The following is a 25,453-nucleotide window of genomic DNA, read 5'->3' as shown; positions in this document are numbered from 1 at the left end:
CTATCGGTTCGCTGTGAGGCGAAGCATGGTTTCGAATTGCCCTGCGGGCAATCCTACCAACCGGGGGACGCTGTCCCCCGGACCCCACGTATCGTAGGATATTTGGGGAAAGAGGAAACAGGGGAGGCGCGGCCGAGGCCTGTTAACAATGTTGCGGACACAGGCCCGCGGAGTGGTCTGAGGGGATTTCAAAACCGTCGGGATTGTTGACGAAGGGTAGGAAATCCAGCGCGACGCGGGCGGCGAAATTGGCCTCCCAGCCGAGTTTGGAAAAATGCAGGCGGTTGTGGCGGATATTGTCGATGAGTTTGCCTACGCGAATGCGGGCATCGCGGTTTGAGTGGGAACAGAAAGGGAGGGCCTCGACTGCATAGGCCACGGCTGCTTGAGCCTCTTCCGTGTTCGAGTAGGCTTTGAGGAACTTGACGATCGTGGTTTCGGCGCGGAGCCTGTCGGAGCGGTTCAGGCTGAGGTGAGCCCAGAACTTCTTGAGCGCATCAAAGGCCAGCTCACAGATGTCAAACCGGGTCCAATTTTCTTCAAGGGCTGTCATGAGGATCTGAAATGTGGCGGCGTTTGGCAGACGGGCAACATAGTGCAGGGCTTCGGCGGGCATGTGCCAGCGCATCAGAGCGCTTGGCAGGGCAACGCCTTCTGCGACAAGCTCTTCATCTGTGAGGCAGCGGAAGGTGCTGCCTTCAAAAACGACCAGTTCATCTTGAAGTTTTTTGAAAGAGATCAGGGAGAGGCGGTGATCTTCTACCACGGCGTTGGTGCCGCCGATGAAGTCGGGTGTATTGGCGCCGTGGTGCACGAGGGTACGGATGTAGCCATCGGCATGGGCGGAGAGATTTGCGCCGTTCACATCATATGTGCTCTTGAGCTCGCCGTGGGTCTGGATGCGGGCTATGGCAGGCTTGAGGGCCGCGTGATTGGCACTGAGAAAGCGGGTGAGGGTGAGTGTTGTTGTTCCGTCGAATGTGATCGCTTGTTTGCGAGGCTTCAGCTTTTGGACATTGGCGAGGAAAGGCGTGATGCCTTTGCGTTCAAGCTTGCTGTCGCTGATTTCGAAATAGTTATAGGCGAGCCCGATTTTGCTGGCCACTTCGCGGGCGCGGTGTGGCGGCATACTTTGATACCAGTTGTGAACGGACCGAGGATCAACGCCAAGCGCGTCTGCGAGAGCTTGTTTGCTCATCACATTGAAGTCGGTGATCAGCATTTTGAGGCGGGCCCCTGCTTTCTTTCGAAGATCGTCTTTCATGACTTCCGATTCCCTTCCGATCCAATTTGACCGCTCTCGTTTAGAACGATTCTAGCGGTCAGGCAGTCAGCATGGTCGCTGAACGTAACAGTTTTGTGACAGTTGGAGGGGTGAATTCCGGCGGGTGTTACAGAACCTTCATCGCAAGGGAGAAACCGATGAGCGAGACGAAAACGGCAAGTGACTATCGCGCAGAAGCGCGGGCGCTGGAGCAGAAGGCCGAAGCGCTGGAGACGAAGGCGGCCGGGAGTGATTGCGGCTGTGAAGTTGTCAAGGCGGTGGCCAGCACGGCTGTGCGCGTGGGGATCATGGCGGCGATCGGGCTTCCGCTCAGCCTTTAGAAGAACGCTCCGGGCGGCGGGCTGTTGCCCGGGGCACAACGCAGACATGCCGGAAAGGAGAGAGAGATGGCGAGAGCGGATGCATTGAGAAAAGAGGCCGAGCGCAAGCGGATGATGGCACAATCTATCGAGGAGGCCGAGTATGCGCAGAACCTTCGTAATCAGGCCGCACAGGCAGAGCAGAGGGCGCAGAAGCTGGCGAGCGATGCCAAGGGCGACGAGATCGGCGAAGTGATTGGCGGGATCATCGGAGTGATCGTTCTGATTGTGATTGGCTTTTGGATATTTGGGTGAGGGTTTCGAATTGCCCTGCGTGCAATCCGACCAACCAGGGGACGCTGTCCCCCAGGCCCCGCGATACGTGGGGGACCAGTCCCCCACACCCCCTGGGATATTTGGGGCAAGAAAAAAGGGTGGGCTGGAGTCTTGTGTTAGAGCGGGTCGATGTCGCCTTGGGCGCGGGTGCTGTGGAAATTGCGCTCGAATTCGGCGAAGCGGTCTTCTGCGATTGCGGTGCGCATCCCGGCCATGAGGTCTTGATAGTAGTGCAGGTTGTGCCATGTGAGCAGCATGGAGGAGATAATTTCCTGACTGCGGAAGACATGGTGCAGGTAAGCGCGGCTGTAGTGCGAGCAGGCGGGGCAGGCGCAGTTTTCATCGAGCGGGCGGGGATCATCCTGATGCCTGGCGTTTTTGATATTGAGCACGCCGAGGCGGGTGAAGACCTGCCCTGTGCGGCCTGAACGCGAGGGGAGGACGCAGTCCATCATGTCGATCCCGCTGGCGACGGCGCCGACGATATCGTCGGGTTTGCCCACGCCCATGAGGTAGCGGGGTTTGTCTTCGGGCAGTTGGTCAGGCGCGAAATCAAGCGTGGAGAGCATGGCTTCCTGACCTTCGCCTACCGCGAGGCCGCCGACGGCGTAGCCTTCGAAGCCGATGTCTTGCAGGGCGTCTGCGGATTGAGCGCGCAGGTCTTCCTCGAGGCCGCCTTGCTGGATGCCGAAGAGGGCATATCCCGGGCGATCACCGAAGGCTGTGCGCGAGCGGCGCGCCCAGCGCATGGAGAGTTCCATCGACTTGGCGATGTCATCGCGGGTTGCGGGGAGTGCGGGGCATTCATCAAAGCACATGACAATGTCAGACCCGAGGAGGCGCTGGATTTCCATGCTGCGTTCGGGGGTGAGCATGTGTTTGGAGCCGTCGATGTGCGACTTGAAGGCGACGCCTTCTTCGGTGAGCTTGCGCAGATCGGCTAAAGACATGACTTGAAAACCGCCAGAATCGGTGAGGATCGGGCGATCCCAGTTCATGAATTTGTGCAACCCGCCAAGGGCCGCGATGCGCTCGGCTGTGGGGCGCAGCATGAGGTGATAGGTATTGCCGAGGAGAATATCGGCCCCTGTGGCGCGCACGCTTTCGGGCATCATGGCCTTTACGGTGGCCGCTGTGCCGACCGGCATGAAGGCGGGTGTGCGAATGTCACCGCGCGGTGTGCTGATGAGCCCTGTGCGGGCCTTGCCGGAGGTGGCTTTGAGGGCGAATGAGAATGGCTGTGTCATAGTTCTGTGTCTTGGCGCAAATATGGCTGATTGCCAAGAGAGAAGCCGACAAACTTAAGGGCTGGCCGAGCGCTAGAAACTGTGCGAAAGCCCGCGAGTTGGGTTCTGAGCTTATATCGGGTAGGTTCGGACACAACATTTTCAAACATTGGAACGAGCCGCATGAGCATTGAGAAGAAAGACGCCATTTTGTCATTTGGTTGGGAGGAGTGGGTTGCTTTGCCAGAGCTTGGTTTGCCCGCTATTCAGGCCAAAGTTGATACGGGTGCGAAGACTTCTGCGTTGCATGCTTATGACATCGAGGTGTTCGGGCCTTCGAGTAAGCCGAAGGTGCGCTTTATGGTGCATCCTGTGCCGGGGCGGGAGGATATTGTTTTTCCCTGTTCTGCCGAGATCAAGGACCGTCGCGAAGTGACCTCTTCCAACGGGGAGAGCGAGAACCGTTATGTGATTGAAACCATCTTGCAGGTGAGCGGGCATCGCTGGCCTGTCGAGATTACGCTGAGCAACCGTGCGACCATGAGCAACCGTATGTTGCTTGGGCGGCAGGCGCTCAAGGACCATATCAGCATTGTGGCGACCGAGCGGTTTTTGCAGCCCGAGCTGAGCTATGATGTGTATCACTCCAAGGGGCTGCGCGAGGCTGCGCCCGAGCGTGCGCTGCGGATTGCTGTGCTGAGCCGGGAGGACAATTACTCGACCCGCCGCCTTGTGGCAGAGGGAGAGAAGCGGGGCCATGTTGTTGAGGTGATCGACACGACGCGCTGTTATATGGCGCTGAATGCGCTTGCGCCCGAGGTGCATTATGATGGCAAGCGGCTGGCGCGGTATGATGCGGTTATTCCGCGGATTGGTGCTTCGATTACATCTTACGGCACGGCTGTTGTGCGCCAGTTCGAGACCATCGGGACGTTTTGTGTGAACTCGTCGCAGGGCATTACGGCGAGCCGGGACAAGCTGCATGCGCATCAGCTTATGGCGCGCCACAAGATCGGGATGCCGAACACCGCGTTTGCGGCCAGCCCGAAGGACACCAATTCTATTGTCGGGCTGGTGGGCACGGCGCCTTTGATTGTGAAGCTGCTCGAGAGCACGCAGGGCAAGGGTGTTGTTCTGGCGGAGACAAAGAAGGCGGCGGAATCGGTTATTGATGCGTTTCGCGGGCTGAAGGCGAATTTTCTGGTGCAGGATTTTGTCAAGGAAGCGGCGGGAGAGGATATCCGCTGTCTGGTGATTGGCGGTAAGGTTGTGGCGGCCATGCGGCGCACGGGGGCTGACGGCGACTTCCGCTCGAACCTGCACAGAGGCGGGTCTGCCGAAGTTGTGAAAATTACAAAGGCCGAGCGCGAAGTGGCGTTGAAGGCGACAAAGGCTTTCGGGCTGCATATGGCGGGGGTTGATCTCTTGCGCGCCAGTGACGGACCGAAGGTGCTTGAGGTGAACTCGTCGCCGGGGCTTGAAGGGATCGAGGGTGCGAGCGGCAAGAACATTGCCGGCACGCTTTATGAGATGATCGAAAGCCGCGTGCGGCCTGCGCCCGTGCGAAAAAGGACTACACGGACGAAGGCGTGAGCGGGCTTACGACAGCGCTTTGAACCGCTGCGTGAGATCGGCCATGGCGGAGGTGTATGGCCCCGGGCCGTAGCTTATGCGAGAGGCGCCTGCGCTCGTGGCATCGGCTATGGAGGTGAGTGTGCCACGGATCATGGCGTTGACCGGCAAGGGGGACGCTTCGCAGAGCTTTTTGAGCAGGGCAAGATCGGTCAGCGCGGGGGCGAAGAAGCCGTCGGCTCCTGCTGCGGCGTAGGCTTGCGCGCGTTTGATGGCTTCGGGGAGGTGTGTTCCGTGCTCTGACGGATCAGACTTCAGGAACAGATCGGTGCGGGCGTTGATGAAGAGGGGGATGTCCTCGGCTTCGGCGGCGGCGCGCACGGCGGTGATGCGCTTGGCTTGCTTTTCATTCGGGTAGATGTTGGTGCTGCCAACGACTTGGTCCTCAAGGTTGAGCCCGATAGCCCCTGCCTGAATGAGCGCGCGAGTGTTGGCTGTGATGGTGGCGGGGTCGCTTGCATATGCGCCCTCGAAATCAACCGAGACAGGCAAGTCTGTTGTCTCGGTGATGCGCTTTACCAGTGTGAGCACCAACTCCAGCGGGATTTTCTCACCATCGCCGTAGCCCTGCGCGGCGGCGACGGAGAAGCTGCCTGTGGCGACGGCCTTGGCTCCCGCTTCGGCGAGAGCTTTTGCGCCGCCTGCATCCCAGATGTTATAGAGCACGATGGGCGCGCCTGATTTATGAAGGGCTTTGAAGGCGAGGGCTTTTCGAGCTTGTGTCATGGTGTTTGTCTTTCTGGCTGAGGAGTATATTGGCGCTCGATTTCGAGCAATTTTTGTTTGCGCCAGAGACCGCCGCCGTAGCCTGTGAGAGAGCCGTCTGCGCCGATGACGCGGTGACACGGAACGACAAGGGCGATCTGGTTGGCCCCGTTTGCGCGGGCCACGGCGCGGGTGGCTGTGGGGCGGTCTATCTCGCGGGCGATGTCGGAATAGCTTTTGGTTGTACCTGCGGGGATGAGCCTGAGGGTATCCCAGACCGATTGCGCGAAGGGTGAACCAGTGTAGGCGAGAGGCGTTTCAAAGCGCGCGGAGGTGCCTGCGAAATAGGCGGCAAGTTCGGATTTGATCTGCTCGGCGGGGGCGGTGCTGCCAATGCCGAGGCTGCCTTTGGCCAGCGCGCGGAGCTTGGCCAATTCGCGGGGAAGGCCTTTGCGATCGGTGAATTCCAGCAAGTGCAGATGGGTGCGGCTGCTGACGGTGATCATATCGCCCAAAGGGGTGCTGACCCAGCCAGCAAAGAGCAGCGGATTTTGCGCGAGGCTGCCCGGAGCTGTGCCAAGGAGCGCGGCAAAAGCTGTGCGGAACGCGCTGGGCGAGCTGAAGCCGGCATCAAGCTGTGCCTCGATGACCTTGCCGCCTGTGGCCATGGTTTCAAATCCGCCGCGGAGGCGGCGTTGGCGGGCCATTTCAAGAAATGTCATGCCGAACTGGCGCTTGAAGCTGCGGCGGATTGTGGAGGCATCTAGCCCCAAGCGGGAGATATCACGCTCGGAAAAACGGTATTCAGGCCGCTCATCGAGCAGGGCAAGGAGTGCGCTTATGGCAGGGTCGGACTCGGCCATGGGGGCGAGCGGGTGACAGCGTTTGCAGGCGCGGAAACCCGCCTCGATGCATTCACCGACCGAGGCGTAAAACGTGCAGTTCTCACGCTTGGGCTTGCGTGCGGGGCAGGTGAGGCGGCAGAAAATTCCTGTGGAAGAGACGCAGACATAGGCCTGCCCATCGTAGCTTTCGTTACGGTCAAGCAGGGCTTGGTAGAGCGTGGCGTGATCTGGCAAATTGAACAACATGGTCAATGAATAGCAGTATTGCCGTGCCGCGCCGCCTTAAATCGGGCGTCTATTAAAGATAGCTTCAAAACCGGCGTTTTGTTGCCCTTCACAATAGCTTGTCTTGATTGCCTGCGTGATCCGTGGCGTAATCTGGCGAGCAACATGGAGTATAGCTATGAAAAAATTTCTTGTGACACTGGCGCTTGGCGCGACACTTGCCGGCACGGGTTTTGCCATGACCGAAGGTGTGGAAAATGAAGCCGTCAAAGCGCGGATGATGGTGATGGACGGCGTGAAAAACGCGACTGGCGCATTGGGTGCCATGGCTAAGGGCGAGATGGAATTTGACGCGGATAAAGCGGCTGAAGCCCGTCAGGCATTGATTGATCACGCGGCTGAAATTCCTGCGGCATTCGAAGCACAAGAGATGGACCCGAAATCAACCGCGCTTCCTGCGATCTGGGAAAACTGGGCTGACTTTGAAGAGAAGGCCAAAGCCTTGGGCGCGGCTGCCGAAGAGCTTGACACGAGTGCAGTTGAGTGGGTTCAGGCCGGAATGGGCGACCTCGGTGGCACATGTGCGGCGTGTCACAAGGCGTACCGCGTCAAGAAAGACTAAGCTGCGAATGCTGCAAGGAATGACGGGAAGGGCGGTATAAACGACCGCCCTTTTTTGATCTGAACCGTAAATTAGCCGCAGTGAAACCCTGTGATCCGCTCGGAGCTGTCGATGTCGACATTCAGGCGGTCGGGCCGGTGATCCAGTGTTACGACGCTTTTGGGGCCGACAATACGCACGGGGCGCTCCAAGGTATCAAACTTGATTTCGCCAACGCGCATTCCGGTCATGAACGCCAGATCATTTGCGCCGCACGGGTCCGTTTTGGACGTTGTGGGAAGCTTGGCTTCCTGCGGTATTTGGTCTGACGGCAGTGACGTCTGGCAGGCGGCCATGGTTGCAAGGCTTACAGCGGCCAAGATGAATCGTGTGAATTTCATATAATTTCCCCCTAATCCCTGATTTTCAATACGATATCGGCAACACCGGTATCAGGGGAATAAACCCATCTGCTTTCCCCCCTAAGTCTTGCAACCGGGCGGTATTTGCAGCAGGCTCTGTCGGGAAAGTTCAGGAGAAAAAACGATGCGAACACGTGCAGCTGTGGCACTCGAAGCGGGCAAGCCACTCGAAATTATGGAAGTCGAGCTTGAGGGCCCGAAGGCGGGCGAGGTGCTGGTTGAAATCAAGGCGACGGGTGTGTGTCACACCGACGAATTCACCCGCTCGGGCGATGACCCTGAGGGGTTGTTTCCAAGCATCCTCGGCCATGAAGGCGCGGGCATTGTTCTTGAGGTGGGCGAGGGCGTGACAACATTGAAGCCCGGTGATCATGTGATCCCGCTTTACACGCCGGAATGCCGCGAGTGTCATGCTTGCCTGTCTGGCAAGACCAATCTCTGCACCGCTATTCGCGGCACGCAGGGGCAGGGCCTTATGCCCGACGGGACCACACGCTTCAAGATGCTCGATGGCACGCCGATATTTCATTACATGGGGTGCTCTACCTTCGCGAACCACACGGTTATGCCCGAAATCGCGTTGGCCAAGGTGCGTGAAGATGCGCCATTCGAGAGCATCTGCTACATCGGCTGTGGCGTCACTACGGGCATTGGCGCGGTGATCAACACTGCGGGTGTCGAGATCGGCTCGACGGCTGCTGTCTTTGGCCTCGGTGGCATCGGCCTTAACGTGATCCAGGGTCTGCGCATGGCAGGGGCTGACAAGATCATCGGAGTGGACCTGAATGACGACAAGGAAGCCATGGCGCGTAAGTTCGGCATGACCGATTTCGTCAATCCGTCAAAGCTCAAGGGCCAGAGTGTCACCGAGGCGATTGTCGAGCTTACCAAGACCGAGCAAGATGCCTTTGGTGGCGTGGATTACTCCTTTGATGCCACAGGCAATGTGAAAGTGATGCGCGATGCGCTCGAATGCTCGCACCGTGGCTGGGGTGTTTCGGTCATCATCGGGGTCGCTCCAGCAGGTGCCGAGATCAGCACGCGCCCGTTCCAGCTCGTCACAGGGCGGGTCTGGAAAGGCACAGCCTTTGGCGGTGCAAAAGGGCGCACGGATGTGCCCAAGATTGTTGACTGGTATATGGATGGCAAAGTCGAGATCGACGAGATGATCACCCACAAAATGCCGCTTGAGGATATCAACAAAGCCTTTGATTTGATGCACTCGGGCGAAAGCATCCGGAGTGTGGTGATCTACTAGGCCGAACTTCTTTTTCTTGCCGAAAATATCCCGGGGAGAGTGCGAGAGGGGCTGGCCCCTCTCGCTTGGTCGAATTTCGCCATTGAACGCCCCGCGCGACAAGCGCGCTGTAGCGTTCAATGGCGAAATTCGAAGCCCTGTGCAGTTTTTCTTTTCTTTCACAGGCCTTTTTGCGACAGTTGGGCAAAACCGATCTGGCGGGTGATGTAAGTCGGATTAACACTGCCCATATCGGGGCAAAGAGATTTTGGATAGGAGTAAAGATGGCTGATTTTGATGCGCAGGTGCGGGCCTCTGCCGCTGAAGTAGAAGAGGCACAGGCCAAGATTGCGGAACTGACAGGGCGGATTGAAACCGCGCGCGCCAAGATGGCGAGTGGCGAGGATATCGCGATTGATATTGAAAACGCCTCGCTTGATGATGTTCATGCCCACACCGAGTTGATGAACGCCAATATCGCCGAGCTGATTATGGGGCTGGATGATGTGACCAGCGCGTTCTCACAGGATTTCGAGCAGCTGCGCAGCAAGACGGCTTGGGAAAGCTTTGTCGGGATGTTCAGCAAGGCCAAGTCTGACAGCATGCGCGGCGAGCGTATCAAGACGGCGAGCATTGATGACAAGTTGCAAGATCTGATCTCGAAGTCTGATGTGATCACCCGGCTTCTGCAAGGCCAGCTCGAGACGCTGAACGAGCAAAAGGAAAAGGTGCAGAGCAACCTCGCCAGCACGCTGGACGAGCGCGAATTTACCGTCGGCGACCTTGAGGCGCTGAAGGCCGAGATACTCGGGATGGACCCGAAGATCATCGAACTGGAAAACAAGATCGCCTCCGAGCAAGACGCGGCAAAACGCACCAAGCTTGAGACACAACTTGCCGACCTTAACGCCAAATACAATGAAATGGTGCAGCAGGAGCAGGTGAAGCTCGCCAAGAGCCAAACGCTTGAGCGCTATATCGAGAAAGGCAAGACCTGGATCGACTCGTTGCAGAACCAGGCGGCGACACAGATGGTTCTCATCAACAAGCTCGAGACCGACACCAAGCAGCGGGTCGTGCTCTATGACGCTTTGACCAAGTCTCTCAAGACTGCGCAGCAGCAGGATGTGGCGCACCGGATCAACGAGATTGGTGTTGAGACGGATAAGGAAGCGCAGGCGAGCATGGCCGCCATCGGCACGGCGACAAACCAGCGGATGGCCGACATGATGGAAGCGCACGAGGATCACATGGTCTTTGCCCGCGAAGTTCTGGAAGCCAAGGCGAAGGCCGACGAGCGCTTTGCACGGCGCTTTGAGAAGATTGTCGAGAAGCACGACAAAAACGCTTACGGCGGGTGAGCCTGTCAGGGGGAGGCCCGAGCATGATCAGAAAAGCAGTGGTTTTTATTGTCGGGATTTGTGTGGCGTTTGCTTTGGTGCTGAGCCTTGGTGACCTCATTGGATATGATGCCTGGGCGCGGTTTGATGCGCTGGGTTTGTCGGCGATTCCTGTGGGGATCGGGCTTATCCTGTTCTCCGCTGTTGGCGGGATTGCCTATCTTTTGGATAAGAAAAAAGAAGATGAGTAAAGCCTCACACGAGCATGCGGCGCTGAAGGATACGTTTGCGTCGCGGCGCTATTTTCGCAAGTTCGAGGGCATTACCCAACACTTGGGCCGTGTGGCCGCTGTGATGCAGGGCGAGGGGCGGTTGGCCAGCCGTGACGTGGAAATTCTCACACGTTACATTGCGCAGATGAGCTACACTTTCAAAGCGCTGGGGATGAAATACCTCATGGTCGGGCGCGGCAGCCGGCTTGGCACGGGGCTCAGCATGGACCGTGTTGAAAGCGGATTTCCTGTGATGAGCGAGCTGATGCTCATGGCCAATGATGCGCAGCAAGCCAAGCGGCATTTGCAGGATATGCCAACGGCGGAGGCGCTCAAAGACGAGATGGTGCGCAAGATTGTCGGGGAGCGGGAGGTTCCGCTCAAGCTGCAATATGCGCTGAGCCAGCGGCTGTATTACGAAGAGTTGCTCAGGGGCGAGTTGTTTTGGGCGCGCAATGATCCGCGCGCGGAATGGGACGGTGACCTGGGCGACAGGCGGCGCAAATATACGGTGCATTGGGCGGTTTATGACAGCCTGATCAACCTGCCGACCGTTTACATCATGGAGCTGGAAGACAGCGGGCGCACGGCCTTGCCGAAAGACCAGAGGCGCTGGCCTGAAGCTCAGGCGCACTTGATGGCGCAGTCCATGGAGGGCTTGAAGCTTCTGACCATTGCCAAGGGATTTGACGAAGATTTTGACGACCTGCACCCCAAGCGTTTGCGCCGCTTTCACATCGGGCCGATGTATTCATCTGCATTTACGCTGCAAACGGGGCCGATGCGTGACGTGTTGCGCGATGCAAGCGCGCCCGCAGGGCAGGACTGGGCGCTGGCCTGGACGATTGAAGAGCTTGAGAGCGAGCGCGTGGAAGAGGCCAAATCGGGCTGGTTTGGCACGGTGGAGCGCGAGGTGTTTGCCCTTGATCCTTTTGCGGGGCGCGGGGCCGACACGGGCGCGACACGGATGGAGCGGGCGATCATTATGCCGCAACGGCCCTTTGCCGCGCTGCAAGAGCTGGGCCCGCCCGGATTTGCGGATGTGCGCAAGTTTGTGGTGAACCAAAAGGGTGCGGTGCTGAGTGTTTGAGCGGCCCTGCGGGGCGGATATTTAAAGCAAGAAAAAAGAGTTGGGTGACGAGAGATGAACCAGACAAGTGATTTGATGGAGTTGCGCGAAGAGGATGTTGTGAAACAGTACGCGCGGGCTGTGGCGATGCTTGAAGGGTTTGACCATACACCGCGTATCGGCAAGGGACGGGCCGAAGCGCCTGCGGAGAAGTCATCGGGGCTTGGCACGCGGCGGCGCTTTCGCTCTACGACTCCGGGGCTTGTGACGCGGAGCACGGCGCGGCCAGAGGGGGTGCAGCTGATTGCGCGGATTGAGGGCGCGGACGGGGACGATCCGTTGGTTTCAACCCAGCAGGCGGGGGTGATGCAAAGCCTCAGGCGCGCGATTGCGATTGCGCTGGCTGTGGCGGAAAACTACGCGCAGGTGACGCCGCTTGCGGACCTCAAGCGCGCGAACCTTGAGGGCGGTATCCCGCGCGGGAAGGAAGAGGAGTTTGCCGAGCTTCTGGGCGCCGAGGCGCTGATTGTTGCGCATGTGTTTGGCAATGCGACCGCGTATTTGCTGAGCGGTATGGCGGGCGAAGTGACTGTTGAAGTCGGTGAGTTCGAAGAGCTTCTGACAGAGAGCGGACAGGCGGCGCTTTATGGCGCGCTTTGGGAGCTTGATCAGGACATTGCGGCACATGCGAGCGACGATGCGCGATTGGTGGCGACGGTTGCTGCCTTTGCCGAGCAGTTGATGGAAAAGGCCGCTTTGCGCGCGCAGACCATCGCGCGGCTGGAGCCGTTTCTGGCGGCGAGTTGGCGGGTGGAGGCGGATGATTTCACCGTGCAGGGCTTTACCCCTGCAAGCCGCGCCAAGGGCAGCAAGCTGACTATGACGTTCAAAAAGCCCCACGAGGTTGTGGGCAACCATATCGCCAAGTATCAGGCGCTTCGGCTGAGCAAGATGCTTATGGCCTATGACTTCGAGAAGCGGCTCAACCCGTTTGCCGAGCTGGGCGGATTTATCTTTACGTTCATGGGCGACGGTAAGCCCGGGACGGGGAAAACCACGCTTATCCAGATGATGGCGGGTTTGCTGAATGATTATTGCCAAGTGGCGGGGTATCCGTTTCGCTACCAGAATCTGAGCACCGATAATATCGACAGTTATCAGGGTAAATCGGGGCAGAATGCGAAGGCGTTTATCAACAATATCATTGATCCGCATGTCATCGGATTTGGCACGATTGACGACATCGACACGCTGGCCGGCAAGCGCGGCGACAGGCAGAGCAGCGCGGGGCAGCTCGAGATCACCGCTGTCTTGATGGAGAGTTTTGCGGGGGCAAATACGGTTGTGCGGGGTAACTGCACCTTTGGAATGTTCTCCAACTACCCCGAAAATGTGGATGACGCTTTGCGCCAGAGGGCGGGCGCGCGCTTTTTGGTGGACGGGCCGCAGACGCGGGAGGATTACATCGACATTCTCGCGCTTTTGATGGGCAAGAACCACGATATTCCGCTGGGGGAGCATGACTTATATGCCGCGCAGGAGATTAAAACCGCTGTGGCTAAGAGCTTTGAGGCCCATTCAAAGCCGCATGAGGCGGGCTTGCTGGAGGTGTTTGACCGTGTGAACAGCACGGTTGGAGAGCTGGATACGATTGCCAAGATGGGGACCTACCTGAAGGCCATTCAGGAGGCGGACGAGCGCTTTACGGGGCGGGCTATCAAGAATATCACCGACGCTGTGAAGGTGCGGGCGATGGACTTCGAGCTGCCCGACGAGTGGATGGAAAACCCAGAGCTGTTTTTGTTCAAGGGGTATGACGAGAAGAAAGCAATGATTGCCGAGTTGCGTGTGCCGATCACCACCGAGATGGTCTTGCAGGAGATCAACCGCTACGCGGACTCCGAGTTCCGCTATGCCGACAAGTCAGACGAAGTTGCGATCGAGAATATGGTCCGCGAGTTTGGCCGTCAGGAAGAGGCGAAGAAGCGGTATTTGGGGGGTAAGGGGTGATCTTAAGTCACCTAAAAGCTGCCTACAAATGGGCTGTTCCTGAGGGATGGGGGGCCAGTCGACGTCGGCTGGATTCTAACAATCGGAATCTTTGCGTTGGTTCAATGGGCTGCGTTCAGCCCTGCTAGCGATAGTGCATATGCAAACAAGTTTGATGAGTTTACCCATCTCAAGCCTAGTGAAATGGGCGATACCCTTGCAGGTGTTTTCGCCGCGCTTGCGTTCATTTGGATAATTGTAACGGTGTTTTTGCAAAGCTACGAGCTTAGAGAACAGCGGAAAGAATTTCGTGAGCAACGAAGGGCTACAGAAGACATGGCTCGGTCAATGGCGGCGCAAGCGGATATCTTTGAAAAAGAACAACGTCAGCGAGAGCAAATCGAAGCGGATAACCAAATACACAGTTCTCTGGAAGAGATTGAGGGCGTCTTACGAAGAAAAATACATTTTAAACTAAGGTGGTCAACGTCGGAAACAGAGGAACCTGACCCTTGGAACGAAGTTGTATGTGATTACCTTACTGCCTATCCGGGGAACGATGCTAGTTTCGATGATCTACTTTATCAGCGCTTTGACAATCTACAAAAATCAATGAGTAACGTGACCGAAAACCTTAATAGGAAAAGCTATCGTGCGAAGCCGCAGTCTTCGAGTGCTTTGTTAGAACTAGTTCAGATATGTGAAGGTGTTGGTGTACTCAGTGAGCAAGCATCAGAAGGAATGCGATCGAGGCTTAGGAAGATTGGCATGCAAGAATTCTCGGAAGCCCTTAGTAAGTTTCTTGCTCGCGATGATTTGTGGAGTGACGTCACCCAATAAAACGCCTCATCTAAAACGGTTTGATTTTAATGAGAGGTGGGTTGGCTCCCACCCTACCTGTGCTGCGAGGGCGGCCTACGCATAAACCGCTTTCGCGTTCTTCAGATGCCGCGCCACCAGCGCTGATTGTAGCTTGCCTGACGGGATATGCGCGGCGGCGATTGCGGTGTGGTTGAGCGTTGTGAGCTCGGGGAAGAGTTGCATCAGCTCGGCGCGGGCGGCGGCTGGGACGGACTTTAAGGCTTCGGGGCCTGTGAAGAGGCTTTCCGAGGCCGCGCCTTCGGCCATGATGATTTCATGTTGGTCAAACAGGATGTGGACGTAGTGCACGCTGTCGACTGTTTCGTCGACATAGACACCCGGCAAAGCGGTGAGCTTGATGGCTGACACCAGCGCTTCGGGCGCGCCGAACATGCGCTCGGCCACGCGGGAGCGCACGAGCATACGGTGCTGGCGGCTGACCAGCAGGTCGCGCTTTGGAAGGCCGTTGCCAAGGCTGCCTGCGGTGATGCGCACGGGGCGCAGCTTGGGGTTGCGCGCGAGGTCTCTGGCGCTGACGCGTGTGGTACTGATCCAGCGGATCGTCTGCGTGCCGCCGCGGGCGACTGGGATGTTATCGCCTATGCGCAGTGTTTCAACGGGCTGTTCGCCTGCGGCTGTTGTCATCAGGGTGCCGGCAGTGAAGCAGAGGATTTCTTCGGTGTTGCCGAAGAGTGTGAAAATCTCGGCGGGTGTGATCGCCGAATTGTTTGCGCCAGTGTAATAGTCGAGCGGGATTGTGGAATAGAACACATTGCCAGACCCGACAGGGTAGGTGAAGGCAACGATCTGTGAGGAGTCGCCGGTTGTGAGCAGCGGCACGGCCCCCGCGGGCAGGGAGGCAAGCGTGACATATCCGTGGGCCGAATAGTTGCCGCCATCGAATGTGTTGTCGTCGATTGTGCCGTTGGGGCCGTTGGTGAAGCCGCTGGGCGCACCTGCGGCGACATCAATATCGGATGTAAAAGACCGCACGGTTGTGACTGTTGCGCCCGAGCCCGGGAGGATTGTCTGGGCATTTGTCACGTAGCGGTCAAAGATGATGAGATTCATGCCATCGTTGACGGCTGAGGAAATGGCCCCGAGGTTGGCCATATACTCGGCGCCGAAAGCGCCGTTGCTTTCGTTGACCACGTAGAGGCTGTCGAGAGAGGCAAGTTGCGTGGCATTGGGAATGGTCACGTTAACAGCGGTGTCGCCGTTGTTCGTGATCTCGTCGACCTGTGACGCAAGGCCTTGGCCTGCTGTCATTGCGTAGTAGCCAACCGTGGCCATTCACTCGCCCCTTTATTTGCGCAAGGGGAGATTGACGGAGCGGAGTGGCGGATATTGGACCGATTATAGAAACAATTTAGATCTGTTTCGGGCAAAATTGTGTGTTTTGTCAAAACAAAGGGGAGGCTGATCCGGGAATGTTTCGCAGCCGAGCGCCGAGAGTTCAGCCGCCGTAGTGATCGGGGAGGCGTTGCAAAGTGATGCGAAATGCAGGACTGTGCGCGCAGGTTTTAAGGAGTGTGTGGGGCTATGAAACGGCTGATCGAGCGCGGGCTTATGTTTGGCAATCTCATGCATGTGAGCAGTGCAGCGCTTGTGGAGCGGTATAACCGCGCACTTGAGCACCTCACAGGGAGGCGCACGGCTTTAAGCGACTTTCATGTTGATATCTCAGGATATTCCCCCGAAGTGGGCGACGAACTGGGCGACCATCTTTACCTGAACCATGCGGGGGTGAACCGGCAGTTTATCTTGCTGAGCACGGAGCAGCGGAGCGCGCCTTTGCTCAATGCGAAGTTTTCGACCAGCCGCGGGATATTGCGGCAGTTTATCGAGGACAACGAGCGCCAGCTTTTTGCTCTGACGGCGCGGGACGCTGTGGCGGGGGAGTTGCTCAACTCGGTTTACAAAGTGGAAACGCCTGCGCGGCTGTTCGACATCCGCAAGATTGAAGTCGAAGCGGATACGACCGAAGGCACGGTGCGGCAGGGTGCGAAGCTGGGCAAGCTGATTGACCGTTTCAAAGGCGAGGAAGACGGCTGGTTTGATGATGTGCTGATCGCCGAGATGATCGAGACGGCGAAGAGCACCGGGGATGTCGTGCGCAACCCTGTGAAGCTGACGGCCCGCGCTTTTGCGCAGGACAACTTCTGGACCGCGCATTTTGGCGGGCTGTATCTGTTTCGCGGAGTCGAGCATCCTGCGGTGATTGCGAGTGGTGACAAGGCCGGTTTGGGCAAGCTGCCGATTGCGCATGTATTTGATTTGAAAGACCGAAACCAGATTGCCAAGTTTCTTGAGCTGAACGGGCTGGTGGAGTCGATTGTGAAAGCGCGCGGCATTGATGCAGCGGCGATTTTGCGTCAGAAGATGGATTTTATCGTGGTGGATGCGGCACAGGAGGTGGGGCTTGACCTTACCGGTGCGACACGGGCGGACATTCGCGCGTTGGCACGGGGCAATGCGGCGGGGCTTCCGCAAGAGTTTCACACGCTGGCGGCGCTTGTAAGCTGGGCCGAGGGCGGGGGCAAATGGCCTAAGATCACCAGTGACAACCCTGCATATTTTTACACGCTACGGGCAGCGAACCATGAAGACCGCGACCTTGTGAACATGCTTTTGGCAGAGCTTGCGCCCAAGGATGTGCGCCAGCTTTTCATCTGCCACAAGGAGCTGTTTTACCGCCTGTATGCGGGCTGGAACGAGACGAAGAAATCTTTTGTAGCCGATTTTCTGCACCGCGAATATGCTGTGGACAAGGCGGGCGCGCGCGAGGCGCTGTTTGGCCATGACGCGCCACTCTTTGAAGCAGGGGATGAAGAGGCTGCGCGGGAAGACTTGATTGTGAGGGTTGGCCCTTGGGGCGCTGTGAGGAGATAAGATGCAGTTTATCTGGTTTGGGATACTCGGGTTTATTCTGCTCACGATTATCTATGTGCTGATCTCGATTTATTCGCGCTCCGTGCGGCGCGAGTGGCTTGAGGACGAGTGGGCGGAGCAAAACGAGGCAGGAGAGACCGAGACAGACCGCGACACGTTTGTTGAGGCGGGTATGGCCAGATATCAGAGCGGCTTCAGGCGGAAGTTGATCTTGCTGGTTTATGTGATACCCACCATTGCGGTGGTGACGCTGATTTATGTGATCAACTGAGAGGACGCGCGATGCGCAATGTAAGACGATTTTTGCGGGTGATCCTGTTTTTGGTTGCGGGGTTCTACCTGCACTACACGCTGCCACAGCATGATGTGGTCAAGATCACAGGGATTTCGGACCGGCTGGAGCGGCTGTCATGGATACAGCGGCCGTTTTACAACCAGGTTGATCTGGGTGCGGACGAAGGCGACATGCGCGACTTGCGGTTGATCAACACGGTTAAGGTGAACACCTGGTTCCTCGGGCTGTGGCGTGGGGGCGAGCGTGTGATGGTCTATCGCAACGAGGATACGGGGGTGTATCCGCCGTATTTCAAGTTTGACAGCTCGGACCTTGAGGCGGAAGCCTCGGCGCTTGCAGGCAAGGATCAGTGGGTTTCGATTACCCATTATGGCTGGCGGGTGCGCTTCCTTTCGATCTATCCCAATGCGATTGCTGTCAAGCCTGTGAGCGGGCCCGAGTATCGGCCTGTCCCGTGGTTTAACATCTTCTTCTTTGTCTTCCTGATTGTCGGGTTTTTCTTTGTGCGGGCGATGTGGCGCCAGTTTCTGGAGCGCACTGTTGACCCCGCTGTAGACGCGCTTGAAGACGGGTATGACACGCGTAAGAGCCGCGTACAGAAGTGGCTTGATAGCTGGCGCAAGTGATCTGAGCTTTGAGAGGCGGGCGGTGGCACGGCTCCCGCCCGCCCACCCCGCCGTGCCATCGCCCGTGCGCTATGAATCGCGTGGCGCATTTGGCGGCTGCGGGATTCAAGTATTTTGAACAGAAGAAGCCTAGAGGACTGTTCTTAGCAGGCCAGCCGCGCCGAGACCTATGAGTAGGGTGAGGCAGAAGGGGCGGTAGAAGCGCTCGTATTCGGGCTTGAAGTTGGCACGGCCGATGAGGACGCCTGCGAGCATGGGCAGCGCGAAGATTGCGAAGCGGGTGAGGGCCAGTTCCGTGATCATGCCGTAGAGGATTTGCCAGAGGAACGTGAGCGTGCCGCCGATGAAGATGATCAGGATGAGCGAGCCGCGCATGTTTTTGGGGGGCATTTGCAGCGCCAGCGTATAGAGCGCAATGACCATGCCACCGATACTGGCGAGGCCTGTGACGAAGCCCGATGTGATGCCTGTGACAAAGGTTGCCACCGGAGATGGCGAGACAGGCAGGCGGACGCGCGCAAGCTGTAGCAGCGCGAGTGTGACCACGAGGCAGAGTGCGATGATTTTGGAGAGTTCCGGATCAAGCGTTTTGGTGAGGTAGAGGCCCGTTGGCACGCCGATGAGCGCGCCTGCTTGTAGGGTGAAGGCCATGCGCTTGTTGGCTTCACCGAAGCCGCCGCGCAGGAGAAGCATGGCGGAGGCGAGCTCTAGCATGGTGCAGACGGGAATAAGCTCGACAGGGGGGATCATGCTGGCGAGGGAAGCCATGACGAGCGCCGAGAGCGCAAAGCCGGCAAAGCCGCGCACCATTCCGGCGACGAAGACCGCAATGAGCGCGAAGGCCAGCTCGGAGGCTGTGAGTTGGGCGAGGGCTGTCACCTGTTGTCCATATCCACGTAATCGCGCATTTCGGGGCCGTTGTAGAGAGTGAGCGGACGGATGAGAATATTGCCGCGTTGTTGCTCGATGCATTGGATGATCCAGCCGGGCATGCGGCCGATTGCGAAGATCGGCACGTAGAGGTCCATCGGAATACCGTGCAACTGGTAGATGACGCCTGAGTAAAAGTCGACATTTACGTTGAGACCGTGGCGGGAATAGGGTTGCATGGCTTCCACGACCGCTTGCAGTATTTCGTACCATTCCGGCGCGCCCATCTCTTGCCCGAGCTTGCGCACACCTTCGCGCATGTGGCGCGCGCGCGGATCTTCGGCGCGGTAGACACGGTGGCCGAAGCCTGTGACGGCTTCGCGGGCGGCGCGTTTGGTTTTGACGTAGGCGGCGGCATTTTCGGGGGTGCCGATTTCCTGCACCATTTTCATCACATCTTCGGCTGCGCCGCCATGGGCGGGGCCAGCCAGCGTGCTGAGGGCTGTGACCATGGCGCCGTGCAGGTTTGCCTCGGTTCCAACAGTGACGCGGGCGGCGAAGGCGGAGGCGTTTGCACCGTGTTCGGCGTGAAGGATGAAATCAACATCGGCGAGGCGCGCGGCATCGTCAGACGGGCGCTCGCCTTTGAGCATGTAGAGCCAGTTGGCTGCGTGGCTTAGGGAAGGGTCAGCCGTGACGGGGGGGCGTCCGTTGCGGATATTTTCATGTGCGGCGATGATCATCGGGACTTGGGCTGTGAGGCGGATGCCGTTTTCGATGAAAGCTTCCTCGCCGACTTCCTGACTGGCGGGCTCAAGTGCTGCGAGGGCGGAAACGGCGGTGCGCAGGACATCCATCGGATGGCCGTGTTGTGTGGCCTGGATGATGTCGTAAATCTCGGGGGGCAGCGTGCGGGCGGCTTTGAGTCTGGCATCAAAACCGGCCAGCTCGGGCGCGCTTGGAAGCTCACCGAAGATAAGCAGGTAGCAGACTTCCTCGAAGGTGGATTTGGTGGCGAGATCGTGGATGGAATAGCCGCGATAGGACAGCTCGCCTTTTGCACCGTCGATGTGGGACACGCCGGAGCGCTCGAAATAGATGCCTTTCAGGCCTCTGTTTATCTTGACGTCAGTGCTCATTGCTGGCTCCTTTGCAGGCAGTATGGGGGGCATTTATGGCGTTTTTGGAGAAGATATTTGCGGCGGCGACAGCGCGGCGCGCGCGCGTGGTGTTTCCCGAAGCCGAGGAGCCGCGGGTGGCTGCGGCCATGGCGCAGCTTGAGGCGGAGGGGATTTGCATGCCTTTGGATTTGGGCGAGGTGACGGACGCACAAGTCGCGGCCTTGGTAGCGGCGCGGGGGATGAAAGAGGCGATGGCGCAGCGGCTTTTGGCGAAGCCTCTGTATCGTGCGGCGGCTATGGTGGCCGCTGGCGAAGCGGACGTGATGGTTGCGGGGGCGGACAGCCCAACGCGGCGGGTGATCGAGGCAGCGGCGATGGCTATCGGCCCTGCGGAGGGGGTTTCTACGGCCTCATCGTTTTTCGTGATGCTGTTTCCTGACGGGCGCGAGGTGATCTTTGCGGATTGCGCGCTGAACCTGTTGCCGAGTGCCGATGAACTGGCTGATATTGCACGCGCCTCGGAGGTTTCGGCCAAGGCGCTGCTGGGGCACGCGGAGGTTGCGATGCTGTCATTCTCCACAGGCACGAGCGGCGCGGGAGAGAGTGTGGAACGGGTGCGAAACGCGGCGGAGCGCACGGGCTTTACCGGGCCTGTGCAGGGCGATGCTGCTCTTAACGCGACTGTTGCGCAGAAGAAAGGAATGGGAACAGGCAATGCGAATGTGTTGATATTCCCAAATCTGGATGCGGGGAATATCGCGTATAAGCTGGCGCAAGAGCTGGCGGGTGCGCAGGCGCTTGGGCCAATTTTGCAGGGCTTTGCCAAACCTGTCGGAGATTTGAGCCGCGGCGCGACTGTTGAGGATATTGTCGCCGTTACAGCGGTATGCTGCGCTATGAGCTGAGTTTTTGATATGGCAGGTCCAGCACCTTGCGCCGGAGTGGTGCTTGTGATGCTGGACCCTATCATAACTTAGGCTTGAGGAACCATGTCGGCAGCAGAAATGCCCGCCACGGAGACAGGCTTTTTCATCGCGTCGCGGCGGAAGGGCTCGCCGAGTTCCTGGTTGATCATGGCCTCAATGAGAGTGGTGATGCCTTTTTTCTGATCTTCACAGGCTTGCGAGAGCGCGCTTGTCAGCTCGTCCATTGTGCGGGCGACAACGCCTTTGAGGCCACAGGCGGTTGCGATGCCAGCGTAGCTGACATCTGTGTCGAGTTCGGTTCCGACAAAGTTGTCATCAAACCAGAGCGTGCTGTTACGCTTTTCGGCGCCCCACTGGTAGTTGCGGAACACAACCTGCGTGACGGCGGGCCATTCGCCGCGGCCAATCGCCGTGAGCTCGTTGACCGCGATACCGAAGGCGCCATCGCCCGAGAAGCCCACGACAGGCACATCGGGGCAGCCGATTTTGGCACCGACAACGGCGGGGAGGCCATAGCCGCAGGGGCCGAAGAGGCCAGGGGCGAGGTATTTGCGGCCCTCGTTGAAGCTTGGGTAGGCGTTGCCGATGGCGCAGTTGTTGCCGATATCGGACGAGATGATCGCATCGGCAGGCAGGGCCGACTGGATTGCGCGCCATGCCATGCGGGGGCTCATCCATTCGGGTTTGTCGGCGCGGGCGCGTTTGTTCCAATCGGTGCCTTCGTCGTCGTCTTCGTGGTCCATCGAGGAGAGCTGCTGCGCCCATTTGGATTTGGTCTCGGCAATACGGGCTTTGCGGGCTTCGCGGCCTTCATCGCCTGCTGTGCCTGAAAGCTGGCCGAGGATGCCTTGAGCAACCATGGCCGCGTCACCGACGATTCCGACTGTGACTTTCTTGGTGAGGCCGATGCGGTCGGGGTTGATATCGACCTGAATGATTTCGGCATTGGTGGGCCAGTAATCCATCCCGTAGCCCGGAAGGGTAGAGAAGGGGTTGAGGCGCGTGCCGAGACAAAGGACGACATCGGCGTCGCGGATAAGCTCCATGCCTGCCTTGGAACCGTTGTAGCCGAGCGGGCCAGCAAAGAGAGGGTGAGAACCCGGGAAGGCATCGTTGTGTTGATAACCGACGCAAACAGGCGCATCGAGGCGCTCTGCGAGCGCCTGGCTTGCTGCGATTCCGCCTGCGGAGAGGACAACGCCTGCGCCGTTGAGGATCACTGGATTTTTGGCCGAGCTGAGGAGCTTGGCGGCCTCTGACACAGAGTTTGTGCCACCAGGGGAGCGCTCGAATTCGATTGGATCACTGATCTCGGTATCAATCACCTGTGTCCAGAAGTCCCGCGGGATGTTGAGTTGGGCGGGACCGGAGAGGCGCTTGGCCTGAGAGATAACGCGGGTGAGCACTTCGACCACGCGGGAGGGGTCGCGGACCTCTTCCTGATAGGCGACCATATCTTCAAAGAGCTTCATCTGCTCGACTTCCTGAAAGCCGCCCTGACCGATGGTTTTGTTGGCGGCTTGGGGGGTGACGAGAAGGAGCGGTGTGTGGTTCCAATAGGCTGTTTTGACAGCAGTCACGAAGTTTGTGATGCCGGGGCCGTTCTGGGCGATCATCATGCTCATTTTGCCGGTGGCGCGGGTGTAGCCGTCGCTCATCATGCCTGCGGAGCCTTCGTGGGCGCAATCCCAGAAGGTGATGCCTGCCTTTGGAAAGAGATCGGAGATCGGCATCATGGCGGAGCCGATAATGCCGAAAGCATGGGCGATGCCGTGGCGCTGGAGCACCTTTACGAAGGCTTCTTCTGTTGTCATTTTCATGGGTGTTTTCTCCGAAGGGGACACGAGAATCAGGCGGCATTTGCCGACAGATGGTTGGTGACGAAATTACGGGTGTGCGGGGCATCGGGTTAGGGCCAGCTTTGGCGCGCGCCTAAGGCCAGTTGCGCAGGGCTTCGCCGATGAGGCGCACACCTTCGGGGATTTTGGACGCGGGGATCGAACTATAGCCGAGACGGTAGTAGTTTTGCGGCGCGGTAGGTGCATCAAAGAAGGGGGCACCCGGCTCGATGAGGACAGAACGGGCCTGAAGCCTTACGGCGAGTTCGGATGTGTTGATACCTTCCGGCGCGCGCATCCAGAAGGCGGACCCGCCTGTGCCGCTTTGGCCAGCGATCTCGAGGCCGTGCAGCTCCATCGCTTCGCTCATGATGCGGCGGCGCTCGGACAAAACACCCGACATGCGGCGTATGAGGGCATCGTAATGCCCCAAGCGGAGGAAATAGGCGGCGGTGCGCTGGATATGGCCCGGGACATGGCGCAGGACCGATGCACGGAGCGCACGGGCCTCGCGGATGAACGGACGGGAGCCGACGAGATAGCCCAGCCGCAGGCCCGGAAAGAGCGATTTGGAGAAACTGCCGACGTAGACCACGCGGCCATCCCCATCGAGCGATTTGAGGGCGGGCGAGGGCGCGCCTGCGAAAGACATTTCAAACTCGTAGTCGTCTTCGACGATGACCGCGCCTACCTCACGCGCCTTGGCAAGCAGAGCGCGGCGGCGCGCGAGCGGCATGGTGGCTGTGGTCGGGCATTGGTGACTTGGGGTGGCGAAGATGACATCGGTTTCGGGGGGGATATCTTCGTGCATCAGGCCCTCACCATCAACGCCGACAGGGGCGAGGTGACAGCGGGACTGGTTGAGAATGGTGCGCAGGGAAGGATAGCAGGGTTCTTCAAAAGCGGCGGTGCGGCGCTGGGTGAGGAGAACTTGCGTGGCCAACCAGAGCGCGTTTTGCGCGCCCATGGTGACGAGAATTTCCTCGGGTTCGGCAAGGATGCCACGGCGCGGGAGGGTGTGGCGCGCGATGAACTCGATCAACTCGGGGTCGTCCTGATCGTAATAATCGGAGGTGAGCGGCTCGAAATCTTTTTGGCCCAGAGCCTGAAGCGCGCAGAGCCGCCAGTTGGCGTGATCAAACAGGGTCGGGTCGGTCTGACCGTAGATGAAAGGGTAGCGGAACCGCGCCCAGTCGCGCGGTTTGGTGTGTAGCGTGTCGCCTGAAAAGCGCTGGCCGATGGCGCGGGACCAGTCGAGTGCATCTTCGGCCTCGGGGCGGGGCGGGAAGCTGGGCGGCTCGGGGGCGTTTTCGGAGACAAAGTAACCAGAGCGGCCCTTGGAGCTGAGGTAATCATTGGCCAGCAGTTCGGTGTAGGCGAGGGTCACTGTGATCCGGCTGATGCTGAGCTGTTGGGCGAGCCTGCGGGTTGAGGGGAGTTTCTCGCCCTTGCGGAGGCGGCCAGAGAGGATTCCCTCGGCGACCATTTGCTGAATCTGGGCTTGCAGCGTGCCTTGCGCATCGGGATCGAGGAAGAAGGTTTCAACTGAAATGGCCATGCGTCTCAGCCTAGATTGGACTGACGTGATTGGCAATCTGGACTTACGTTATGCGAGCGGATCGGGCGCTATATTTGCGCCGCAGAGAAGGACGGCCACACGCTCGCCTTTGGCGGGTTGATATGCCCCGCTCATAAGGGCCGCGAGTGCGGTAGCGCCTGCAGGTTCGACGAGCAAGCGGCGCTCCTGCCAGAGGGCTTTTTGCGCGCTTGTGATGGCCTCGTTGGTGACGAGGACGCTTTCAGCGCGGTGTTCACGGGCGAGATCGTAGCAGATCTGGCCGACTTTTCGCGCACCGAGGGCGTTGGCAGCAACGCCCGAGACCTCGACATCGCAAGGCGCGCCATTGGCGAGGGCAGCATGGAGCGCGCAGGATGTTTCGGGCTCGACCGCGACAACCTTGCGCGCGCCCTCAAGCCAGCCGAGTGCGCCTGCGATGAGGCCGCCGCCGCCTACGGCGATAAGCACAGTGTCGGCCATCAGGCCCTGCTCTTCCCATTCGGCCATGCAGGTGCCCTGGCCAGCGACTGTGCCGGGGGCATCGTAAGCGTGAATTTGCATGGCGCCAGAGGCGGCTTCATATTCGGCTGCGGCTTCGGCGGCGTTGGCGTATTCGCCTTTCACCACGGTGAGTTGCGCACCTGTGCGCTTGATGAGGGCGATCTTTGAGGGGCCGGCCATTTCGGGCACAAAGATATGCGCGGTGTGGCCGAGCGTTTGGGCGGCATAGGCAACGGCTGCACCGTGATTGCCGCCCGAGGCCGCTACGATACCCGCTTGCGGGACGGGGCCACTGAGCAGAGTGTTGAACGCGCCGCGGGCTTTGAAGGTGCCTGTGTGCTGGAGCTGTTCGAGCTTGAGCTCTATGGGCTGCGCGAGGCTGAAGCCTTGAGTTGTCATGACGGGGGTGCGCTGAACATAGGGTGCAATGCGTTTGGCAGCGGCGCTAATTCGAGGTTTCCATGTCATTGCGCGCGTCTCCG

Annotated in this window: 25 protein-coding genes; 14 read left to right on the top strand and 11 right to left on the bottom strand. The window is 58.8% G+C overall.

Annotated elements, in window-relative coordinates:
- Nucleotides 1-142: 142 nt before the first annotated feature.
- Nucleotides 143-1,264: a hypothetical protein gene (locus OE750_RS11055; RefSeq protein ID WP_263764244.1), complete on the bottom strand. Its 1,122-nt coding sequence runs from the start codon at nt 1,262-1,264 to the stop codon at nt 143-145.
- 158 nt (nt 1,265-1,422) lie between these two features.
- On the opposite strand from OE750_RS11055, the gene OE750_RS11050 reads away from it, so the two are divergent.
- A complete protein-coding gene (locus tag OE750_RS11050) occupies nt 1,423-1,605 on the top strand; it encodes a hypothetical protein (RefSeq protein ID WP_263764243.1) in 183 nt (60 codons plus the stop codon).
- Between the two features lie 66 nt (nt 1,606-1,671).
- Complete coding sequence (locus tag OE750_RS11045) at nt 1,672-1,899, top strand: hypothetical protein (protein WP_263764242.1); 228 nt, start codon at nt 1,672-1,674, stop codon at nt 1,897-1,899.
- A gap of 137 nt (nt 1,900-2,036) precedes the next feature.
- Here the strand turns inward: OE750_RS11045 and tgt are convergent, their stop codons facing one another.
- Entirely contained in the window at nt 2,037-3,167 is a 1,131-nt protein-coding gene (gene tgt, locus OE750_RS11040; RefSeq protein ID WP_263764241.1) for a tRNA guanosine(34) transglycosylase Tgt, read from the bottom strand.
- 162 nt (nt 3,168-3,329) lie between these two features.
- Here tgt and rimK point away from each other — a divergent pair, with 162 nt between their 5' ends.
- Nucleotides 3,330-4,739: a 30S ribosomal protein S6--L-glutamate ligase gene (gene rimK / locus OE750_RS11035; protein WP_263764240.1), complete on the top strand. Its 1,410-nt coding sequence runs from the start codon at nt 3,330-3,332 to the stop codon at nt 4,737-4,739.
- 6 nt (nt 4,740-4,745) lie between these two features.
- On the opposite strand, the gene OE750_RS11030 is transcribed toward rimK, so the two are convergent.
- Both OE750_RS11030 and OE750_RS11025 read right to left on the bottom strand, forming a co-directional pair.
- The gene (locus OE750_RS11030; RefSeq protein ID WP_263764239.1) at nt 4,746-5,504 is read right to left on the bottom strand and encodes an isocitrate lyase/PEP mutase family protein; all 759 of its coding nucleotides are present in this window, start codon (nt 5,502-5,504) and stop codon (nt 4,746-4,748) included.
- Nucleotides 5,501-6,574, bottom strand: a complete 1,074-nt coding sequence (locus OE750_RS11025; protein WP_263764238.1) for a bifunctional transcriptional activator/DNA repair enzyme AdaA — start codon at nt 6,572-6,574, stop codon at nt 5,501-5,503. Before OE750_RS11025 ends, OE750_RS11030 begins: the two co-directional genes overlap by 4 nt.
- Nucleotides 6,575-6,731: 157 nt before the next feature.
- Here OE750_RS11025 and OE750_RS11020 point away from each other — a divergent pair, with 157 nt between their 5' ends.
- Entirely contained in the window at nt 6,732-7,175 is a 444-nt protein-coding gene (locus OE750_RS11020) for a c-type cytochrome (protein WP_263764237.1), read from the top strand.
- A gap of 71 nt (nt 7,176-7,246) precedes the next feature.
- Here the strand turns inward: OE750_RS11020 and OE750_RS11015 are convergent, their stop codons facing one another.
- Complete coding sequence (locus OE750_RS11015; protein ID WP_263764236.1) at nt 7,247-7,555, bottom strand: I78 family peptidase inhibitor; 309 nt, start codon at nt 7,553-7,555, stop codon at nt 7,247-7,249.
- Nucleotides 7,556-7,700: 145 nt separating this feature from the next.
- Between OE750_RS11015 and OE750_RS11010 the strand changes: the two genes are divergently transcribed.
- The 6 genes from OE750_RS11010 (at nt 7,701) to OE750_RS10985 (ending at nt 14,323) form a co-directional block, all read left to right on the top strand.
- Nucleotides 7,701-8,834, top strand: a complete 1,134-nt coding sequence (locus OE750_RS11010) for an S-(hydroxymethyl)glutathione dehydrogenase/class III alcohol dehydrogenase (RefSeq protein WP_263764235.1) — start codon at nt 7,701-7,703, stop codon at nt 8,832-8,834.
- A gap of 263 nt (nt 8,835-9,097) precedes the next feature.
- A complete protein-coding gene (locus OE750_RS11005) occupies nt 9,098-10,174 on the top strand; it encodes a hypothetical protein (RefSeq protein WP_263764234.1) in 1,077 nt (358 codons plus the stop codon).
- A 23-nt stretch (nt 10,175-10,197) separates the two neighbouring features.
- Nucleotides 10,198-10,404, top strand: a complete 207-nt coding sequence (locus OE750_RS11000; protein WP_263764233.1) for a hypothetical protein — start codon at nt 10,198-10,200, stop codon at nt 10,402-10,404.
- Complete coding sequence (locus OE750_RS10995; RefSeq protein ID WP_263764232.1) at nt 10,397-11,515, top strand: hypothetical protein; 1,119 nt, start codon at nt 10,397-10,399, stop codon at nt 11,513-11,515. The genes OE750_RS11000 and OE750_RS10995 overlap by 8 nt, the downstream gene beginning before the upstream one ends.
- Before the next feature lie 54 nt (nt 11,516-11,569).
- Complete coding sequence (locus OE750_RS10990; RefSeq protein WP_263764231.1) at nt 11,570-13,504, top strand: AAA family ATPase; 1,935 nt, start codon at nt 11,570-11,572, stop codon at nt 13,502-13,504.
- Between the two features lie 96 nt (nt 13,505-13,600).
- Entirely contained in the window at nt 13,601-14,323 is a 723-nt protein-coding gene (locus OE750_RS10985) for a hypothetical protein (RefSeq protein WP_263764230.1), read from the top strand.
- Between the two features lie 75 nt (nt 14,324-14,398).
- Here OE750_RS10985 and OE750_RS10980 read toward each other — a convergent pair whose 3' ends face one another.
- A complete protein-coding gene (locus OE750_RS10980) occupies nt 14,399-15,637 on the bottom strand; it encodes a Hint domain-containing protein (RefSeq protein ID WP_263764229.1) in 1,239 nt (412 codons plus the stop codon).
- A 249-nt stretch (nt 15,638-15,886) separates the two neighbouring features.
- On the opposite strand from OE750_RS10980, the gene OE750_RS10975 reads away from it, so the two are divergent.
- The 3 genes from OE750_RS10975 to OE750_RS10965 are packed head-to-tail and all read left to right on the top strand — an operon-like array spanning nt 15,887 to nt 18,157.
- Nucleotides 15,887-17,236 carry a DUF6638 family protein gene (locus tag OE750_RS10975; protein WP_263764228.1) on the top strand — a complete coding sequence of 450 codons (1,350 nt, stop codon included), beginning with the start codon at nt 15,887-15,889 and terminating at the stop codon, nt 17,234-17,236.
- Between the two features lies 1 nt (nt 17,237).
- Nucleotides 17,238-17,507, top strand: a complete 270-nt coding sequence (locus OE750_RS10970) for a hypothetical protein (RefSeq protein WP_263764227.1) — start codon at nt 17,238-17,240, stop codon at nt 17,505-17,507.
- A gap of 11 nt (nt 17,508-17,518) precedes the next feature.
- Nucleotides 17,519-18,157: a DUF1523 family protein gene (locus OE750_RS10965; protein WP_263764226.1), complete on the top strand. Its 639-nt coding sequence runs from the start codon at nt 17,519-17,521 to the stop codon at nt 18,155-18,157.
- Nucleotides 18,158-18,286: 129 nt separating this feature from the next.
- On the opposite strand, the gene OE750_RS10960 is transcribed toward OE750_RS10965, so the two are convergent.
- Both OE750_RS10960 and OE750_RS10955 read right to left on the bottom strand, forming a co-directional pair.
- A complete protein-coding gene (locus OE750_RS10960; RefSeq protein ID WP_263764225.1) occupies nt 18,287-19,036 on the bottom strand; it encodes a sulfite exporter TauE/SafE family protein in 750 nt (249 codons plus the stop codon).
- Nucleotides 19,033-20,166 (bottom strand): citrate/2-methylcitrate synthase, encoded by a 1,134-nt coding sequence (locus OE750_RS10955; protein ID WP_263764224.1) that lies wholly within the window; start codon nt 20,164-20,166, stop codon nt 19,033-19,035. Before OE750_RS10955 ends, OE750_RS10960 begins: the two co-directional genes overlap by 4 nt.
- 35 nt (nt 20,167-20,201) lie before the next feature.
- Here OE750_RS10955 and OE750_RS10950 point away from each other — a divergent pair, with 35 nt between their 5' ends.
- Complete coding sequence (locus OE750_RS10950; protein ID WP_263764223.1) at nt 20,202-21,053, top strand: phosphate acyltransferase; 852 nt, start codon at nt 20,202-20,204, stop codon at nt 21,051-21,053.
- A gap of 68 nt (nt 21,054-21,121) precedes the next feature.
- Here OE750_RS10950 and xsc read toward each other — a convergent pair whose 3' ends face one another.
- The 3 genes from xsc to OE750_RS10935 form a co-directional block, all read right to left on the bottom strand.
- A complete protein-coding gene (gene xsc, locus OE750_RS10945) occupies nt 21,122-22,894 on the bottom strand; it encodes a sulfoacetaldehyde acetyltransferase (protein ID WP_263764222.1) in 1,773 nt (590 codons plus the stop codon).
- A 112-nt stretch (nt 22,895-23,006) separates the two neighbouring features.
- On the bottom strand, nt 23,007-24,470 hold the full coding sequence (locus OE750_RS10940) for a PLP-dependent aminotransferase family protein (protein ID WP_263764221.1): 1,464 nt from the start codon (nt 24,468-24,470) through the stop codon (nt 23,007-23,009).
- A 48-nt stretch (nt 24,471-24,518) separates the two neighbouring features.
- Nucleotides 24,519-25,439 carry a threonine/serine dehydratase gene (locus OE750_RS10935; protein ID WP_263764220.1) on the bottom strand — a complete coding sequence of 307 codons (921 nt, stop codon included), beginning with the start codon at nt 25,437-25,439 and terminating at the stop codon, nt 24,519-24,521.
- Nucleotides 25,440-25,453 lie beyond the last annotated feature (14 nt).

This window comes from Lentibacter sp. XHP0401 (assembly GCF_025751535.1).
Classification (GTDB): domain Bacteria; phylum Pseudomonadota; class Alphaproteobacteria; order Rhodobacterales; family Rhodobacteraceae; genus Lentibacter.
This window is presented reverse-complemented; position numbering and strand designations above follow the sequence as displayed.

Bases quoted from the DNA above. Each gene is read 5' to 3' on its own strand.
- OE750_RS11055 (WP_263764244.1), bottom strand. From the start codon at position 1,264: ATGAAAGACGATCTTCGAAAGAAAGCAGGGGCCCGCCTCAAAATGCTG.
- OE750_RS11050 (WP_263764243.1), top strand. From the start codon at position 1,423: ATGAGCGAGACGAAAACGGCAAGTGACTATCGCGCAGAAGCGCGGGCG.
- OE750_RS11045 (WP_263764242.1), top strand. From the start codon at position 1,672: ATGGCGAGAGCGGATGCATTGAGAAAAGAGGCCGAGCGCAAGCGGATG.
- tgt (WP_263764241.1), bottom strand. From the start codon at position 3,167: ATGACACAGCCATTCTCATTCGCCCTCAAAGCCACCTCCGGCAAGGCC.
- rimK (WP_263764240.1), top strand. From the start codon at position 3,330: ATGAGCATTGAGAAGAAAGACGCCATTTTGTCATTTGGTTGGGAGGAG.
- OE750_RS11030 (WP_263764239.1), bottom strand. From the start codon at position 5,504: ATGACACAAGCTCGAAAAGCCCTCGCCTTCAAAGCCCTTCATAAATCA.
- OE750_RS11025 (WP_263764238.1), bottom strand. From the start codon at position 6,574: ATGTTGTTCAATTTGCCAGATCACGCCACGCTCTACCAAGCCCTGCTT.
- OE750_RS11020 (WP_263764237.1), top strand. From the start codon at position 6,732: ATGAAAAAATTTCTTGTGACACTGGCGCTTGGCGCGACACTTGCCGGC.
- OE750_RS11015 (WP_263764236.1), bottom strand. From the start codon at position 7,555: ATGAAATTCACACGATTCATCTTGGCCGCTGTAAGCCTTGCAACCATG.
- OE750_RS11010 (WP_263764235.1), top strand. From the start codon at position 7,701: ATGCGAACACGTGCAGCTGTGGCACTCGAAGCGGGCAAGCCACTCGAA.
- OE750_RS11005 (WP_263764234.1), top strand. From the start codon at position 9,098: ATGGCTGATTTTGATGCGCAGGTGCGGGCCTCTGCCGCTGAAGTAGAA.
- OE750_RS11000 (WP_263764233.1), top strand. From the start codon at position 10,198: ATGATCAGAAAAGCAGTGGTTTTTATTGTCGGGATTTGTGTGGCGTTT.
- OE750_RS10995 (WP_263764232.1), top strand. From the start codon at position 10,397: ATGAGTAAAGCCTCACACGAGCATGCGGCGCTGAAGGATACGTTTGCG.
- OE750_RS10990 (WP_263764231.1), top strand. From the start codon at position 11,570: ATGAACCAGACAAGTGATTTGATGGAGTTGCGCGAAGAGGATGTTGTG.
- OE750_RS10980 (WP_263764229.1), bottom strand. From the start codon at position 15,637: ATGGCCACGGTTGGCTACTACGCAATGACAGCAGGCCAAGGCCTTGCG.
- OE750_RS10975 (WP_263764228.1), top strand. From the start codon at position 15,887: ATGAAACGGCTGATCGAGCGCGGGCTTATGTTTGGCAATCTCATGCAT.
- OE750_RS10970 (WP_263764227.1), top strand. From the start codon at position 17,238: ATGCAGTTTATCTGGTTTGGGATACTCGGGTTTATTCTGCTCACGATT.
- OE750_RS10965 (WP_263764226.1), top strand. From the start codon at position 17,519: ATGCGCAATGTAAGACGATTTTTGCGGGTGATCCTGTTTTTGGTTGCG.
- OE750_RS10955 (WP_263764224.1), bottom strand. From the start codon at position 20,166: ATGAGCACTGACGTCAAGATAAACAGAGGCCTGAAAGGCATCTATTTC.
- OE750_RS10950 (WP_263764223.1), top strand. From the start codon at position 20,202: ATGGCGTTTTTGGAGAAGATATTTGCGGCGGCGACAGCGCGGCGCGCG.
- xsc (WP_263764222.1), bottom strand. From the start codon at position 22,894: ATGAAAATGACAACAGAAGAAGCCTTCGTAAAGGTGCTCCAGCGCCAC.
- OE750_RS10940 (WP_263764221.1), bottom strand. From the start codon at position 24,470: ATGGCCATTTCAGTTGAAACCTTCTTCCTCGATCCCGATGCGCAAGGC.
- OE750_RS10935 (WP_263764220.1), bottom strand. From the start codon at position 25,439: ATGACATGGAAACCTCGAATTAGCGCCGCTGCCAAACGCATTGCACCC.